The 16,106-nt window shown below is 67.4% G+C and carries 13 protein-coding genes and 3 pseudogenes; 7 read left to right on the top strand and 9 right to left on the bottom strand.

Going from position 1 to position 16,106, the window contains the following annotated elements:
• The first annotated feature begins 116 nt into the window (after positions 1-116).
• Positions 117-1,670 carry a M28 family metallopeptidase gene (locus tag H4N64_RS24520; protein ID WP_186284568.1) on the top strand — a complete coding sequence of 518 codons (1,554 nt, stop codon included), beginning with the start codon at positions 117-119 and terminating at the stop codon, positions 1,668-1,670.
• 249 nt (positions 1,671-1,919) lie between these two features.
• Here H4N64_RS24520 and H4N64_RS24515 read toward each other — a convergent pair whose 3' ends face one another.
• Positions 1,920-3,188, bottom strand: coding sequence for a hypothetical protein (locus H4N64_RS24515; RefSeq protein WP_260859940.1), 1,269 nt, complete (start codon positions 3,186-3,188; stop codon positions 1,920-1,922).
• Between the two features lie 179 nt (positions 3,189-3,367).
• Here H4N64_RS24515 and H4N64_RS46425 point away from each other — a divergent pair, with 179 nt between their 5' ends.
• A complete protein-coding gene (locus tag H4N64_RS46425) occupies positions 3,368-3,853 on the top strand; it encodes a hypothetical protein (RefSeq protein ID WP_336246795.1) in 486 nt (161 codons plus the stop codon).
• 148 nt (positions 3,854-4,001) lie between these two features.
• Here the strand turns inward: H4N64_RS46425 and H4N64_RS24505 are convergent, their stop codons facing one another.
• Together H4N64_RS24505 and H4N64_RS24500 are read right to left on the bottom strand one after the other, a co-directional pair.
• Positions 4,002-4,370, bottom strand: coding sequence for a VOC family protein (locus H4N64_RS24505; protein WP_186284566.1), 369 nt, complete (start codon positions 4,368-4,370; stop codon positions 4,002-4,004).
• 85 nt (positions 4,371-4,455) lie between these two features.
• The gene (locus H4N64_RS24500) at positions 4,456-4,632 is read right to left on the bottom strand and encodes a DUF6616 family protein (RefSeq protein ID WP_186284565.1); all 177 of its coding nucleotides are present in this window, start codon (positions 4,630-4,632) and stop codon (positions 4,456-4,458) included.
• A gap of 300 nt (positions 4,633-4,932) precedes the next feature.
• Here H4N64_RS24500 and H4N64_RS24495 point away from each other — a divergent pair, with 300 nt between their 5' ends.
• Both H4N64_RS24495 and H4N64_RS24490 read left to right on the top strand, forming a co-directional pair.
• Positions 4,933-5,928: an aldo/keto reductase gene (locus tag H4N64_RS24495; protein ID WP_222109357.1), complete on the top strand. Its 996-nt coding sequence runs from the start codon at positions 4,933-4,935 to the stop codon at positions 5,926-5,928.
• A 163-nt stretch (positions 5,929-6,091) separates the two neighbouring features.
• Positions 6,092-7,003 carry a helix-turn-helix transcriptional regulator gene (locus H4N64_RS24490; protein WP_260859938.1) on the top strand — a complete coding sequence of 304 codons (912 nt, stop codon included), beginning with the start codon at positions 6,092-6,094 and terminating at the stop codon, positions 7,001-7,003.
• A 391-nt stretch (positions 7,004-7,394) separates the two neighbouring features.
• Here H4N64_RS24490 and H4N64_RS24485 read toward each other — a convergent pair whose 3' ends face one another.
• The 6 genes and pseudogenes from H4N64_RS24485 to H4N64_RS24460 all read right to left on the bottom strand — a co-directional run.
• Positions 7,395-7,994, bottom strand: a complete 600-nt coding sequence (locus H4N64_RS24485) for a DNA-3-methyladenine glycosylase I (protein WP_186284600.1) — start codon at positions 7,992-7,994, stop codon at positions 7,395-7,397.
• Positions 7,995-8,006: 12 nt separating this feature from the next.
• Complete coding sequence (locus H4N64_RS24480; protein WP_186284564.1) at positions 8,007-8,294, bottom strand: YciI family protein; 288 nt, start codon at positions 8,292-8,294, stop codon at positions 8,007-8,009.
• Positions 8,295-8,357: 63 nt separating this feature from the next.
• Positions 8,358-8,942, bottom strand: coding sequence for a TetR family transcriptional regulator (locus tag H4N64_RS24475; RefSeq protein WP_186284563.1), 585 nt, complete (start codon positions 8,940-8,942; stop codon positions 8,358-8,360).
• A gap of 221 nt (positions 8,943-9,163) precedes the next feature.
• A pseudogene (locus tag H4N64_RS24470) lies at positions 9,164-9,600 on the bottom strand (IS5 family transposase); the annotation flags it as partial.
• Positions 9,601-9,637: 37 nt separating this feature from the next.
• Positions 9,638-11,002, bottom strand: coding sequence for a cytochrome P450 (locus H4N64_RS24465; protein WP_186284562.1), 1,365 nt, complete (start codon positions 11,000-11,002; stop codon positions 9,638-9,640).
• 218 nt (positions 11,003-11,220) lie between these two features.
• Positions 11,221-11,464: pseudogene (locus H4N64_RS24460) on the bottom strand (transposase family protein); the annotation flags it as partial.
• Positions 11,465-11,948: 484 nt separating this feature from the next.
• On the opposite strand from H4N64_RS24460, the pseudogene H4N64_RS45455 reads away from it, so the two are divergent.
• From H4N64_RS45455 to H4N64_RS24450, 3 genes and pseudogenes are all read left to right on the top strand, one after another.
• Positions 11,949-12,731 (top strand): annotated as a pseudogene (locus tag H4N64_RS45455) (NPP1 family protein); the annotation flags it as partial.
• Between the two features lie 69 nt (positions 12,732-12,800).
• Positions 12,801-14,294: an FG-GAP-like repeat-containing protein gene (locus H4N64_RS45450; protein ID WP_260859950.1), complete on the top strand. Its 1,494-nt coding sequence runs from the start codon at positions 12,801-12,803 to the stop codon at positions 14,292-14,294.
• 649 nt (positions 14,295-14,943) lie between these two features.
• Positions 14,944-15,873 carry an MBL fold metallo-hydrolase gene (locus tag H4N64_RS24450; RefSeq protein ID WP_186284560.1) on the top strand — a complete coding sequence of 310 codons (930 nt, stop codon included), beginning with the start codon at positions 14,944-14,946 and terminating at the stop codon, positions 15,871-15,873.
• Positions 15,874-16,106: the final 233 nt, after the last annotated feature.

The raw sequence follows: 16,106 nt of genomic DNA, 5'->3' as shown, positions 1-16,106 counted from the left end.
AGTTGGCACCGAAGTTGAACGTCTCCTTGGCAGTGGGCAGTCAGAGGGTTAACGTGCCTCGACCGTGTTCTCCCGAACTGTCGATCTGTCTGTTGACCTGCCGTGAGAGGACCGTTATGTCCGCACGTCATAGAGCGGCGGTGACCGCCACCCTGGCCGCCGCCGCACTCGTCTCCCCCCTGCTTGTCGCCGGGCCCGCCACCGCGGGTGCCGACAACCTGAGCTGGGCCCATCGGGGTGACGCACTGGCGAGGAAACTCGTCAAGGAGTCCACAGCCCAGGGCTCCTTTCGCCACCTGAAGGCCTTTCAGGCGATAGCCGACCACAACGGCGATACCCGGGTGGCCGGTTCCAAGGGCCATGAGCTCTCGGCCGCCTACGTAGAGGCGGTGCTCAAGGCCGCAGGTTACGAGGTCTCCCGTCACGAGTTCGACTTCGTCTACACCGACGAGATCGCCGAGTCCCTCACCGTGGTCTCGCCCACGCCCCGCGACGTCCCGATCCAGCTGATGACGTACACCGCCAGCAGCCCCGAGGGCGGAGTGACCGCGGACGTGGCCGTCGCTCCCGTGGACGCCGACAACACCCACGGCTGCCAGCCCACCGACTTCGCCGCCGGCGTCTTCACCGGCAAGATCGCCCTGATCAAGCGCGGCGGCTGCACCTTCGCCGTCAAGCAGGCCAACGCCCACGCGGCGGGCGCGGTCGGAGCCGTGATCTACAACAACACCGGGGGCACGCTCAACGGCACCATCGGCGACGCGACCCTCGGCAAGATCCCCACCGGCGGCATCACCCAGGCGGACGGCGAGGCGCTGGCGGCCGAGGCGGCCAAGGGTCCGGTGAAGGTCACCCTCGACATCCGCGAACTGCGCGAGAACCGCACGACCTTCAACGTCGTTGCGGAGACCCGCGGCGGCGACGCGGCCAACACCGTCTTCCTCGGAGCGCACCTGGACTCGGTCACCGACGGCCCGGGCATCAACGACAACGGCTCTGGCTCAGCCGGCATCCTCCAGGTCGCGCAGAAGCTCGCCAAGTCCCAGGGCAACGTCAAGAACAAGGTGAAGTTCGCCTGGTGGTCGGCCGAGGAGTTCGGACTGCTGGGCTCGGAGGCCTACGTCGCCTCGCTGACCGAAGAGCAGAAGAAGCAGATCAAGCTCTACCTGAACTTCGACATGATCGCCTCGCCGAACGCCGCCTACTTCGTCTACGACGGCGATGACTCGGACGGCATCGGCGCCGGCCCCGGCCCCGAGGGCTCGGCCCAGCTGGAGAAGGGCATCAACGACTTCCTCGACTCCCAGGGCCTTCCGCACGAGGGAACCGACTTCACCGGCCGTTCCGACTACGGCCCGTTCATCGAGGTCGGCATCCCCTCCGGCGGCACCTTCACCGGTGCGGAGGGCATCAAGACCGAGGCGCAGGCCGTCAAGTTCGGCGGTCAGGCGGGTGTGGCGTACGACGTGAACTACCACGCTCCCGGTGACGACATCGACAACATCAACATGCGTGCCTTCGACATCAACATCGACGTCATCGCCGATGCCGTCGGCCACTACGCGTACGACCTCGAACCACTCACCAAGCCGGTGGACTCCTCCCCGACGGACGGGGACTCCGGCAGCGGTGGCGGTCTGCACGACGGCCACGACTACGTGAGCGAGTAGACCAGCGCGCTGCGGCCCCCGTCAGGGGGCCGCAGTCGCCTCACCGACACCCACACCGGGTGACCGGCTCTGCCGACCGAACGACCGCCCCCCTGGAGCAGTTGGAGGAGCAGGTCGCGGAGCGCGCCCGGGAGCGTGAGGACGCTTCAGATGCCCTCCTGCTGTGACAGTGGATGGGGCGCTGCGCAGCAAGTATGCCTGGCGGGCTTCTTCTTGAGGAGTGGTGGGTGTTGGGTGGTCCTGCTGGCGTCAGGGGTGTGTTCGGCAGGCCGCCCATATGTGGGGGAGGAGGGCGGGGTAGTTCTCGCCGTAGGTGACCAGTGCTGCGAACACTGCGTCGAGGGCCGCCTGGAGGGGGTTGCTTTCGGCGGCGGCCGGCAGTGCGGGGAGGGCCATGTGCGGCTGGGATATGGCGAGGGACTCCAGTGGCGTGCCGTTGGTGACCGCGAGCCGGGGCGAGGTGGCCCCGGCGGAGGGCTGTGGTGCTGGTGACTCCACTATGGCTACGCCACGGCCCACGGCTTTGGGCATGCTCGTGTGGGAACCGTCGCAGGCGGATGGCTGGAACGGAGGCCGCTTGGGCGGGACGGCCCGGCCCACGGTTTTGTCGGGGACGCGTGGGTCGGATGCCAAGGCGTGCCACATACGGTCCCAGTCGTCGAAGGGCGGAGGCAGCGGACGTCCTTCGGACAACGCGGCGAGTGCTGCGGCGATCCAGTCGAGGTCGGCGAGACCGGCCGCTTCGCATGCGTGGCGCGCTGCCAGCACGGCAACCGCGCGCTGGGCGTCGGGGCCGGCGGCGTCGAGGGCGTGGACAAGAGCGGGATCGAAGGGGACGAGCCCGCGCACATTGCCACCGACGTTGCGCAGGGCCTCGCTCGGCAGTTGCCCGCCCCACTCCCATCGGTCGTAGTCGCGTTGACGCTCGATCTCTTGCTGTTCCCGCGCCAGACGGGCCTGGCGCTCGGCTTCGGCGCGTTCGACGGGGGAGGGAGGGGGCGGCTGCCGGCGGGCGTAGTCGTGCCAGTAGGCGGCGATCTCGGAAGTCTGCTTCACGATATGGTCCGGCGCCGACGCCGCGGGCCAGAACTGCAGGAGATAGCGGTCCTGTTGGGGCTCTTCGTCGAGCCGGGTGTCGAACTCATTCGCCGCGTCCATACCCTTGGCGCAGTACCGCACGCGGTAATCGATCTCTTCGAGGCCGAGCTCCCAGGAGTCCTCGCCGGCCCACTGCACGAGTGAGCTGCTGTCCGAGACGGGGCGGAAAGACGCCTCCACGACGTCCTCCCATGCCGGATCCACCGGCGGCGCCTGGTCGTGGACCTCGACGGTGAAGCCGACGTTGCCCGTGTGCAGCCCGGTCAGCAGGAACAGGGCACCGGGGACCGCTGCTCCGCACAGCCCGGCCTGCTGCCCGGCGAACGAGTTTCCGAGCTCCATGCCGAAGCCGTCGGGATCGCTCTCGACGTAGATCTGGCCGTAGTGAACGTGTACTTCGCCATCGACAGGCCTGCGCATCCTTACCCCCATTTGCCTCTTCCGCTCCACAGAACGGGCCATATCAGGGAGGCTACGACGCGGTACTGACAACGCAGCTCCACTCGGAGTCCTGCGGCCCAGCGATCGCCCCGTGACGAGCAACGATGCGGCGCGCAGGCGCGGTGTTGACGAGGAGTTCGGCTGTGGCCTGCGCTGGTGTGACGAGACCCAAAGAGCATGCCTGGGACACCGTGTCCCTGGTCTGCCAGTGCCGCCTGCTGCTGTCCACGCACATCCTGCACTACCTCTCCGACCTGCTGCGACGCCATCTGAAGGCGATACGGTCGAGGTGGCGGGCGCTGTCGCCCGGGAGGATCGCGGTGATCGTCTTGGCCGTGCTGCGGCATGATCAGCGCCTGACCGACATGGCCGACGGCAACGACATCTCCGCCACCCGCCGCGACCGCATCCTGGCCCACCTGCGCGCTGCCGGGCTCGGCGCCCCGACCGACCCGGACTTCCTCGGCCTTGACGACGACGGGGACGATCCCGGGTTTGTCACCCGGTTCAAGGGTCTCCCGAGCCCGCAGGCTCGCATCCGCCGGGAAGGAGGCCAATCGGGTCCTGGCCGCCGCACGCGTCCCCGTCGCACGCGGCTTTGTCCGCCTGAAGAACTGGCGGATGCTCACCAAGGTCGGAACTGACCCCGCCCGCGCCACCCACCTGTTTCGCGCGCTGCTCGTCCTGACGAACATCGAGGCCACTACCGACAACTGATCTCTGCCGCAGGCAGCCCCCTGACCAGCGCCTACCGCAGGCAGCCCACGATCAGCACAAGCCCCCGGAGCAGCGTCACCGGGCCGGGATCGGCTGAGTGAGGTTCACCGGGTTGCCGTCGGGGTCCTGGATGTGGGCGACGCGTTGTCCCCACGGCATGTCATTGGGGCCGCTGCGGACCGAGCCGCCCAGCGCCTCCACCCGGCCGAGCGTCTCGTCGACGTCGTCAACACCGATGCTGAGCAGGATCCGCGGCGCCGACCCAGTCCCCGTGTCCGCCTTGGCCACCAGCCCGAGGTCGGTGTCGCCGATGCGCAAGCCGAGGTAGAAGGCCGGGCCTTCCGCAGGTACCCGGAAGATCTCCTCAGCGCCGAACAATTTCGTATAGAAGCCGAGCAGAACGTCCTGGTCGGCAGTCAAGATCACTGGCTGAATGGTGGACATGGCACTCCTGTCGAGAACGGTCGTGTCGCTGGATAGACCGTTCGAGGACGGTGAACTCATCGGCAAAACCACCCCGCCGGACGATCTACAACACGCACTGGGAAAAATCGAGATCCACATCACCGTTGCCGATCAGCTCGATTCCCGCCTCCTTCAGGCCGGCCAGCTGATCTCCCATGTCGTTCAGGAACGCGTGGCGCTCTTTGCGGGGCAGTACCAACCAGGCCTGCTTGGCCTTCCATACTTCGACGACCAGGTACATGACGGCAGCTCCTCATCCGATGGGGCGGGGGTGCAGGGTCAACGCCAGGCTGGCCCGCCGGCGGGGCAGAGCCCCGCGGTTCCCTGGGGCTGCCAGGGCCACTGGTCCGCCGGACCAGCCTGGCCCTGGCAGACCCTGGGACAGCCAGGGCCGTGGGCACGCCCGGACCCGGGGTGCAGAGTCAAGGCATCTCATCACCCGGCATCGCGCAGATGTGGATGCCTCACCGGGGAGTTATGACATGGAGTACCGTCTTCTGGGCCGTTCCGGCATCGCGGTGTCGGCCTTCGCGCTGGCACGATGACCTTCGGCGACAGCACCTCCCAGGAGGAGGCCTTCGCGCAGCTCGATGCGTTCGCCGAGGCCGGCGGCACCCTGATCGACACGGCCGACGTCTACATGAACGGTGCCGCGGAGACGATCGTGGGCCGGTGGCTGGCCGAGCGCCCTGCACACGTGACCGAACCGATGGTCATCGCCACGAAGGGGCGTTTCCCTACCAGCGGCGACGCCAACGGTCAGGGCAGTTCTCGCCGTCATCTTCAGCGTGCCCTGGATTCCTCCCTGACCCGCCTGGGTGTGGACGCCGTCGACCTTTACCAGCTGCACGGCTGGGACCCGCTCACTCCCATTGAGGAAACGCTGGCCTTCCTCGACGACGCGGTGCGCGCCGGGAAGATCCGCTACTCGGGCCTGTCGAACTTCACCGGTTGGCAGCTGCAGAAGACCGCAAACCTGGCCGAAGCCCACAACCTGGCCCGCCCGGTCGCCTTCCAGCTGCAGTACAACCTGCTGGTGCGCGAGGTGGAGTGGGAGCTGGTGCCCGCAGCCGAGTCGGCCGGGGTCGGCCTGCTCGTCTTCTCTCCGCTCGCCGGCGGCGTCCTGACCGGCAGGTACCGCCCGGACGCGCCGGCGCCCGCCGGTAGTCGTCTCGCCCACCCCGTGTTCGGCCCGCTGTTCGGCGTGAAGACCCAGCAGCAGCGCACCTGGGAGGTGGCCGGCATGCTGGAGCGCGTCGCCCAGGAACGGGGCGTCACGGCGGCGCAGGCCGCGCTGGCCTGGGTGGCCGCCCGCGCCGGAGTGTCGTCGGTGCTGATTGGGGCGCGCACGATCGTGCAGCTGCGCGCGAACCTGGCGGCCGACGGCCTGGTCCTGTCCGCGGAGGAGACCGCGCAGCTGGACAAGGTCACCGAGCCGTACATCGACTACCCCTACGGCCCGATGGCGGCTGCCCTGCGCAGCCGGGAGGTGTCGGGCACCCCGCAGTTTGCGGCCCCGCCTGCCCCCAAGGCCTGACGGCCTGGCGGTCATGGCGCTCCCGCACGGACCTGCGGGAGCGCACACCGGGAGCGCACACCGGGCGCGCTGCGGGCGGCACGTGGCAGAGAAGGAGACAAGGATGTGAGCCGGGCCCTGCCAGGGCCAGGAAAGCCGGGAACCGGCCCTTCATACTCGAACCATGAGCAGCGGTGACAGCGACATGAGCGGCGGCATCGGCGAGTTCCTCAAGTCACGGCGGGCGCGCATCCAGCCCGCCGACGTGGGACTTCCCGACCTGGGCCGCCGCCGCGTGCCCGGGCTGCGCCGTGAAGAGCTGGCCCAGCTCGCCGGCGTGAGCATCGACTACTACACGCGCCTGGAACGGTGCCGCGCCCGCAACGTCTCCGACGCGATCCTGGACGCGATCGCCGACGTCCTGCGCCTGGACGCCACGGAGCGGGAACACCTGCGGCACCTGGCCCGCCCATCCGGCCCGGCCGCAGCCCGCCGCGGCGCCGGTGCCGCGGGCGGACGCGAGCGGGTACGGCCGGGCCTGCTGCGCCTGCTGGAGATGATGGACGCCGTGCCCGCCTGCGTCCTGGGACGCCGCACCGACGTCCTGGCCTACAACGCGCTGGCCGACGCCCTGTACGGGTTCGGCGACATGCCGGCGGAGCACCGCAACGCCGCCCGGCACACCTTCCTACACCCCGGCGTGGAGCACTTCTACGCCGACTGGCACACGGTCGCCGAGGAGGCCGTGGCCTTCCTGCACCTCGATGTCGGCCGGCACCCGCACGACAGACGGCTGGCTGCCCTGATCGGCGAACTGTCCATGCACAGCGACACCTTCCGCACCCTGTGGGCCGCCCACCCCGTCCAGGACAAGACATACGGCACCAAACACATCTGCCACCCCGTGGTGGGCGACCTGGAACTCGCCTACGAAACGCTGCTCCTGCCCGGAGACCTCGACCAGTGCCTGGTCCTCTACACCGCGCCCGCCGGCTCGCCCACCGAAGACCGACTGCGCCTGCTCGCCAGCTGGCAGGCGACCGAAATGCAGCACACGCAGACACCGGTGCCCCGCCCCAGCGGGGACTGTAAATAGCTGTTGTCTTTACGACCTTGAAGGGCGTTCTTCGAACGGGAGTCTCGATCGAGTGATCGCTGCTGGCCGCGGGCATGAGAACAGGGCCCTTTTGGTAGTTCGAGGGTGCCACCCAACTCGTTTACCAGGAGGCCCTGTTGTCACATTTGAACGCCAACGCGGCCGCGGAGTCCCGCTAGGCCACTCTCCGTGCACCCCGTGATCTGCGGCGTTCCCGAACCGGTGAGTCAGATGGTCAAGGAGCTCCACGATCGGCTGCGCGCGAAAGTCGTGTCGGGTCTGCGGATGGTGTTCTGCGCATGGTGGCGGTGTCCACCGGCGGTGCGCACTCGGCCGGCGCTCATGGGACCATCCACCGACAAGGGTGCGTTGGGGTGCATCATCTGATGCGCTAGCGAGGCGGCGTGAAGGCGGTGCGAGCCGCCCTGACCAGTGCGCGCGTCGAGCAGTCGGAAGCGTGGTCATTGATCAGCCCCATGGCCTGCATGAACGCAAACGCGGTGGTCGGTCCGACAAACTTCCAGCCGCGCTTGTTCAAGTCCTTCGACAGCGCGACCGATGCCGGTGACGTCGATACGGTCTGGGGCAGATCAACCTCGCTCGGGGCTGGCTCGAAGCGCCAGAAGTACGCCGCCAGGGAGCCAGCCTCTCGTTCGAGTTCCACGGCCCGGCGGGCATTGTTGATGACGGCTTCGATCTTGCCCCGGTGCCGGACGATGCCGGCGTCGCTGAGCAGGCGCTGTACGTCATCGTCAGCAAAGCCGGCCATCGCGTGGAAGTCGAACCCGGCGAAAGCGGTCCGGAAGTTCTCGCGCTTGGCAAGGATGGTGCGCCAGCTGAGTCCGGACTGGAAGCCTTCCAGGCTGATCTTCTCGAACAGCCGACGGTCGTCGATGACTGGAAAGCCCCACTCCGTGTCGTGATAGTCAAGGAACTCAGGCGCCGACCCCGCCCAGCCGCAGCGCAGCCCGCCATCGGGGGCAATGAACATCTCCACGCGTCTTCAGCCCTTCAGGAACTCTAGGCGCGGGTCCGTCAGGTTTGGGGCGATCTCGATGACCTCGGCCGCCACGACGTCGTGGACCACGAACGGGTCCTGGGCGAGGCGCGCCTGCAGGTCCTCCAGTGTGATCCCCGTGGCGAGCACCGCGCCGCCCTGCCCCGGCTGGATGCTCCCGACGAGCAGGAAGACGCCGTCGTCCACGCCCTTACGGATCCAGTTCTGGTGCTCCGCCATGTGCTCGGCGGCTGCAGCCTTGTTGGCAGAGAAACGAAGCAGGGCGACGTACACGAAAGTCTCCTCACAGATAAGGGGTGCGGACGAAGATAAGGAACAAGAAGGAACGGCAGTGGCTCAGCGCGCGCCGTCGGCGGATGTGTGAGAGGCCAGTCGCTCAGTCAGCCACGTGTTGATCCGGGCGACCTCGCGGTACACGAAGTCGCTGTCGTGGAACGCGTTCGACAGCGCGGCAATCCCTTGGCTGAACGCCAGGACGTGCATCGCGAGGTCATCGGCTTCTGCATCGAACCCGAGGTCCTCGAACTGCTCGCGCAGCCAGGTACGGAACAGCTCGAAGACGCCCACGGCGTGCGCACGGGAGGGATGGTCGAGCTTGGCAAGCTCGTTCGTCAGCGTCCCGACCGGGCAGCCGTAGCTCTCGATGTCGCCCCGGTTGGTGATGACGATCTCAACGAACCGCCGCACGCGATCAAGCGGGTCTGCCGAGCCGTCTGCCCATTCAACGAGCATCTTCCGAGTGCTCGCCAATCGGGCCTCGATCACCGCTTGGAGGATCTCGTCCTTGGTCTTGAAGTGGTAGTAGAAGTTGCCCCGGGAGATCCCCACTGCCTCCGCGATCGCCGCGAACGACGTCGGCTCGAAGCCCTGCTGATAGAACAGGCGGTTCGCTGCATCGACGATCTGCTCGCGAGTACCCACGACAACACCTCACACCCGACGACCGCGTCTAGGGCGACTGTCCTAGGCGGCAGTCGGCACACTAGGACATTCGTCCTAGCCTGGCAAGGCGGGCTGCATCACCAACGTTTTGTCCCACAGCACCACTCACGTGGTCACCGGCACCGTGCCTGTGGTGTTCTCCTGGACGACGCAATGACCCTGCCTCCCGGCCAGCCGCATGGGCACGGTGTTCCCGCTGCACCATGCCGGTCGGCCAGGTGGACCGTGGTGCTCAGCTCGCCGCGGGAGCGTCCGAGCGCGTGATCGGCGGGCTCGCCGGAGTGGGCCGCCCCCTTTTGAGTGCTCCGGCGGCGTGCTGGTGGGCCCGTACGACCGTGGGGTCCACCGAAACCGTCCAGTCGATGTCGTTTTCGGCATCCGCCGCCGCCAGGATGGCGGCGAGGATCATTGCCCAGGTGCCGTCGACGGCCCATCCGATCAGCCGCTTGTGAGCGGTCTGGAATGAGCCGAGCTCGTCGGAGAGGTCCCGCCAGCGCGAGTTGGTGCGGTACTTCCACGCGATGGCCTCAAGAGTGCGGCGGTGGTCGGCCTGTCGCCGCCCGCGGACCGGATCCGCCGGCATCAGCGGCTCGATCCGGTCCCACATCGCATCAGTGATCACTAATCGGACAGACACATCCGATCAACTGACCAACCCGTCGAAGAGACACGCGTTAGGCCGACCCCGGCTCGGGACGGTTCCGGGGGCGGACGGTCATCCGCAGGGTGCGCGGCCGTACGGTGAGCCGGGCGACCTGGCGGATGACCTGGCCCTCGGCGAGTTCCAGCCGTACCGAACGCAGCATCGTCGCGAGCGCCGTGACCATCTCGGTGAGGGCGAGACGGTCCCCCATGCACTTGTGCTTGCCGTCCCCGAAGGGCAGGAACGCGCCCGGCGGAGGCTCCTGAGCGGGGTCGTTCCACCGGTCCGGGTCGAAGGTGTCCGGGTCGGGGAAGCGCTCGGGGTCGCGGTGCAGGGCGTGCTGGCAGTAGGCCAGTTCGGTGCCGGGGGGCAGCGTCCACTCGCCGAGCCGGGTCTCCTCGATGGTGCGGCGGGTGACCAGCCAGCCGGGGTGGTGCAGCCGCAGGGTCTCGGTGATCACCCGGTTCAGGTACGGCAGCCGGGTCACGTCGTCGAGGGCGACCGGCCGTTCGCCGAGGACCTCGTCCAGCTCGGCCAGGACCCGGGCCTCGATGCCGGGGTGGCGGGCGAGTTCGTACAGGGTCCAGGACAGCACCGACGCGGTGGTCTCGGTGCCCGCCACGGCCAGGGTGAGGATCTCGGAGCAGATCTGATCCCCGGTCAGCGGCTCGCCGGTCTCCTCGTCGACGGCGCGCAGCAGCATGGAGAGCATGTCCCCGGTGTCGTGCCCGGAGGCCTGCAGTTCGTCGACGGCGGTGTTGATGGTGGCGCGTACGCCGGCCCGGGCCCGGTCGAAGCGGCGGTTGAAGGGCAGCGGCAGGCGCTCGGCCCAGTCGGGCAGCATCATGCGCATACCGACGTCGTTCATCACCACCGACAGGTCGCTGCGCAGCCGGCGGAAGACGGCGTCGTCGAGGCTGCCGGCGAACACCGTCTTGGCGAGCATGTCGAGGCTGAGCCCGACCATCGCCTCGCGTACGTCGAGGGCCCGCCCGGGCTCCCAGCCGGCGACCGTGGCCGTCACCTCGGCGCGCATGATGTCGACGTACCGGCTGATCTCGTTGTGGGCGAACGCCGGTTGCAGCTGGCGGCGTTTGCGTACGTGGGTCCGGCCGGTGGCGGTGACGACACTGTTGCCCAGCAGTTGGCCCAGCTTGTCGTAGAGCCGGCCCTTGTCGAGGGTGGGCGCCAGGGCCTTGAGCATCTGGTGGATCAGGGCCGGGTCCTGGACCACGACGGTGCGCGTCCCGGGTTGCAGGACGATCTCGACGAGTGGTTCCCGTGTCTCGCGCAGCGAGTCGATGAAGCCGAGGTTGTCGCGCATTTTCAGAGCGTGGCCAATGAACGGAAACGATCCTGCGGCTCGGGGTATGGGGGGAGGCGCAGTGGACGTCACGGGTCATCCCTTCACGGCATTCATGGGCGCCCCTATGACTTCCCTGAACTTTCCCCAGCGCAATCCTGTCATGAACGTGTCCTGCGCCACGTGGGACGAGCTGGTTGGGGGAGGGGCCCCTCCCCCCATTCCGGTCAGCCGAGCTTGGTCGCCCGGGCTAAAGCGTGTTGCGCAAGGCTCTGAACAGGCAGCCTGAGCTGGGCGGTTGGTAGGTCGGATCATGCGGCGAGGGCGAGGTTGTGCATGTGGGCGACGGCCTGTGCGGCGTGGTGGAGCCCGTCGCCGCGCCGGCGGCAGTCACGGAGGATCTTGTAGTTCTTCATCCGGCCGATCACGTGCTCCAACGCGAGCACGAACCTTGCGGTGCTCGGCGTTGTCTTCCTCCTCGCCCTTCAGCAGCGGCCGTCCGGGCCGTTTGCGGTGCGGGACGATCAGGCCGGTGTTGTAGGCGCCATCAGCGAGCACGGCCACGCCATGGCACTGCTCGGCCATGCACAACGTCCCGAGCCTTTACCGACGAGCAAGTCAGTGGGCATGCCGGGGCCCACCTCGATGGCGGCCACCAGGTTGCGGGCCATGTAACGAGTACAGGAAGGCTGTGCCGCAACGGCCAGCAGGTCACAGCAGAGCGTGAAGCTTCGGCGCCAGGAGTACATGACCGTAGCGAGCGACCGACTGCTGCACGCGGGCAACACCCCAAATCCATCTGCTGCTGAGGTCCACTGACATGACGTCACATCGCTGAGAGGCCCCCGTCTGCGGCAAGAAATAGGCAAGGCGGCGAAGCCATGATGACGAGCGACAAGGATCCTCAGCCTTCTGTATGGCGCTGGCTGACACCGCCGACCGGACTGTAGCCACGACGACGCGTTCAGCGGGCTGCCTTGCCGGCTGGCCGCGCCGCATCAGCTTGGCGAGGACATGACCATGATTCGTGGAAGGTAACATGACCATGTTCAACCGTGTAGCGAGGATGGGGAGACTCACTCTTGGCGCCGCGTTACTGGCCTCGCTGACCGTAGCCGTTACTGCGGAGCCAGCCTGGGCGGCACCCCCGCAGGCCCTACCCGCCAGCTATGCCGCAGCCGACGGCAAATGGCAACCAGCCCTGGACTACGACACGGACGGCTGTTACCCGACTCCGGCCATCGGCCCCGACGGTACGCTGAACGAAGGGCTGCTCCTGGAAGGCAGCCTGTCGAACGACTGCCGTGACCTGGCAGATCTGGACAACACCAACGCTTACTCGCGGTCCCGCTGCAATAGCAACGGCTGGTGCGCTTACAAGTACGCCCTGTACTTCGAGAAGGACCAGGACAGCGATTCCAACTTCTTCGGCCACACACACGACTGGGAACACATCGTCGTCTGGGTGAACGAAGCCCTGGACCCGAACAAGCCCGCATACGTATCTGTATCGGCCCACGGCGGCTACACGACGCGCCCTGCCGAGGATGTCCAGTTCGAGGGTACGCACCCGAAGGTCGTCTATCACAAGGACGGCATCAGTACTCACGCCTTTCGTTTTGCGAGCGCCGGTGAAGTACCGGAAAACCACAAGGGTGAATGGCAGTATCCGGACTTGGTGAGCTGGGACAACTACCCGCCAGGCATCCGAGACATACTGACCGGCGCCGACTTCGGCAAGGCCCATCTGGCACTCTCGGACGAAGGCGACACCTTCGTGACGGACTTGGAGCGTGCCAAGCCGGAGGGGATCGACTTCGACGTCCATGAAGACTACGTTCCGCCGAAGCCCGACGACCCCGCCGCACCGGTCTTTCCACCGCTCAGGATCATGCCATTGGGCGACTCCATCACTTACGGCGTAGGCAGCTCGACCAACGCCGGATACCGGCTTCCTCTACAGAGTCTCCTCAGGATGATCTCGCCCACAGCGTCCCTGAACATGGTCGGCACCCAGCATGATGGCCCGTCATACATTGACAGGGACCACGAGGGATATCCCGGTGCCCGCATCAGTTCGATCGCACGGGCGGCATCCTGCTCCGTTGCGAAGTCCAGGCCCAACGTCGTCACCTTGCACGCAGGTACCAACGACATGCGGGATGAGTACGTGTCCGACCTGGCGACGGCACCCGACCGCCTGGGCGTTCTGATCGACCAGATCCTCAACAGCTCTCCCAACGCCACCGTACTGGTCGCCACGCTGGTACCTGCCACGAAGGAAAATCTCCAGCCGCGCATCGACGCCTACAACGCCCAGGTCCGCACGCTCGTCGAGCAGCGCCGGAGCCACGGCTGGCACGTCCGGCTCGTCGAGATGACGTCCGTGACCACAGCGGACCTGGCCCAGCCCGCGCATCCCAGCGACAAGGGCTACCTCAAGATGGCGCTGGCCTGGATCGGCGGAATCTTGGAGGCCAACGCGGACGGCTGGCTGGAGCCGCCCGCCGATCCCACCGCCGGCGCCGAATGCTCGACCGAGGACACACAGCAGGACACCGATGCGGGCCTGGGCTGGCGCTCGCTGGGCGTCATCGCCCCGGGCATGACCACGCCTGAGGGACACACCGATCTCGTCGAACTCAACAGCGACGACCGCGCGGACTACGTCCGCATCGCCGCAGACGGCTCCGTGCGGGCGGCACTGAACACGCAAGGCGAGCCGGGCAAGCCCAACTGGGTCGACCAGGGCATCATTTCCCCGGGCCGTGGCCATGGGCCCGAAGCGGTCCGCTTCGCAGACATCAACGGCGACGGCCGCGACGACTATCTCGTGGTCGGCGAGGCCGGATCCGTACGCGCCTGGCGCAACAACGGTCCCGGAGCAGCGGACGGTCCCTACCACTGGACAGACCTCGGAGTCATCGCCCCCGGCGTCAGTGGCATCACCCGTGATCACCTCCGCTTCGCCGATGTCAACGGTGACGGCCGCGACGACTACCTGCGTGTCTCCGACACCGCCGCCATCCACGCCTATTTCAACACCCAGACCGTCACCGGAAGCATCCACTGGGAAGAACATCTGAACTGGGCACCTGGCGTCTCCTACGGCACGCTCGACAAGCTCAGGCTCTCCGACGTCAACGGCGACCGCAAAGCCGACTACCTCATGGTGGGCAGCGATGCCAGGGTCCACGCCTACATCAACAACGGCGGGGCCGGCGCAGGGGGATTCACTCCCTATCTGAATTACGTCACGCCGATCGACATGCCCGGAAGCAAGATGACCTTCCGTGACATCAGCGGTGACGGCCGAGCCGATTACGTCGGTATCTACACCGGCGGCTCCGTCGTGGCCTGGCTCAACATCGGAGGCAACGTCTAATACCGAAGGGGGGCGGCCCAGCTCACGGGCTGCCCCTCTGCGGATGCCGGGCGATAGCCCTCCACCCCGCCACTGGAGACATGTGATCTCGACCGCACTCACCACTGCGGGCCGGATCACGGCACTGTACTGACCTCGATCGTTCATGAGGGCCCGTCAGCTTGCCGACAGATCCTTTGTGTTGAGTGTTGTCGGAGATTTCGGAGTCGGGGCAGCATGGGGCCCGGCCCTACCGGGCGCCCAGCGAGGCGACCGTGCGTCGGGTCCGCCGCCCCGCCCGCCTGGTGGGAACCCGTCACCCTCCACAGACGTGGACATGCCCGCCCTGTCTGCCGGGGAGATCGCGGGCCGGGTGCGGATCCAGCGCCTGGACGGACGGAGCCAGGGGTTCGACGACCAGAACTATGACTGCCCTTCGGTCACCTGCCTGGCGGCAGATGCCGGTCGGTGCATGGGGCTGACAGTGGCGGCAGGACGGCGCCAGCGGCCCCCTCGTGCCAGGGCGCCCCTTAAAGCTAACAACTTGCATTAACGTACCCAGGGGCATACTCTTCCTTAAGGCTAATCTATAGCTTTTGCCGGGGGTCCTGTCCGGCCCCGCGCGTTCCCACGCAGGCAACCGCCTTCTCCAGAGATGATGGAAGCACGCATGCGCCCAGCACAGCTCAGCGAAGTCGCCGCGCCCGTCACCGCCCCGCCCTGGGCCGTCGGCGACATCATGATCCACCGCATCGACGAGATGGGCCTGCCGCCGCAGACGGGTCCCTGGCTCCTGCCCCACGCCACCAAGAATGTCGTCAACCGCCAGGAGTGGCTCCGCCCCGACTTCGCGGACCGCGACGGCATCCTGCACCTCGACAGCCACAGCTTCGCGCTGGTCGTGAATGGGCTTCGCATTCTCGTCGACACCGGAATAGGCAACGGCAAGACACGCGCGAACCCGGCCTGGCATGACCTGCGCACCGACTATCTCGCCCGCCTCACGGCCGCAGGCTTTCCCCCGGACTCCATTGACCGGGTCGTCCTGACGCACCTCCACACCGACCACGTCGGATGGAACACACAAGCCGAGGGCGACGCCTGGGTACCCACCTTTCCCAACGCGCGCTACGTGACCTCGAAGACGGAGTACGACTTCTGGGCCGCCTACGACATGGACGAGCCGCGGCGCAACATGTTCATTGACTCCGTATACCCGATCCAGGACGCCGGGCTCCTCGATCGGGTCGAGGTGCCGACCGGGGGGATCGACATCGCCGACGGGGTGCGCCTGATACCGACTCCCGGGCACACTCCCGGTCATGTGGCGGTACAGATCAGCGGTGGTGATGCCAAGGCGCTGATCACCGGTGACTGCATCCACCACCCCGTACAGTTCGCGCATCCGGACATCGGCAGCTGTGTCGACATCGGCCCTGCACAGGCAGAAATCACGCGCCGCGCACTGCTTGCCGCTGTCGCCGACACCGGGACGCTGGTCCTCGGTACCCATTTTCCCCCGCCGACCGCGGGCCGTGTGGTCACCAGGGGCGACGCCTTCCGGCTGGAGCCGGTGGTCGGTATCCGTCCGACGAGGTGATCAGCCACGTCGCTGTCAGCCCATCCATCCCGGGCGGCCTGCCGATGTCTATGGGTACGACACTGGGCCGGGGCCGTTCCATCAGGGAGGGCGCCGGCACCAGCCCCACCGACTGCGGACAGGCCGGACTCGGCGCGATCACCGCCGCGAAGGGTGTCGTGGCCGGACAGAATCCTGACTCCCGCTGTCACACATCGGTTGAAGCGCCTGCGCGGGCAATGCGTCCGTACCGA

It is taken from the genome of Streptomyces cupreus (genome assembly GCF_014257025.1).
GTDB lineage: Bacteria > Actinomycetota > Actinomycetes > Streptomycetales > Streptomycetaceae > Streptomyces > Streptomyces cupreus.
The sequence above is the reverse complement of the archived record's forward strand: the minus strand, read 5'-3'. Positions and strand labels throughout refer to the sequence as shown.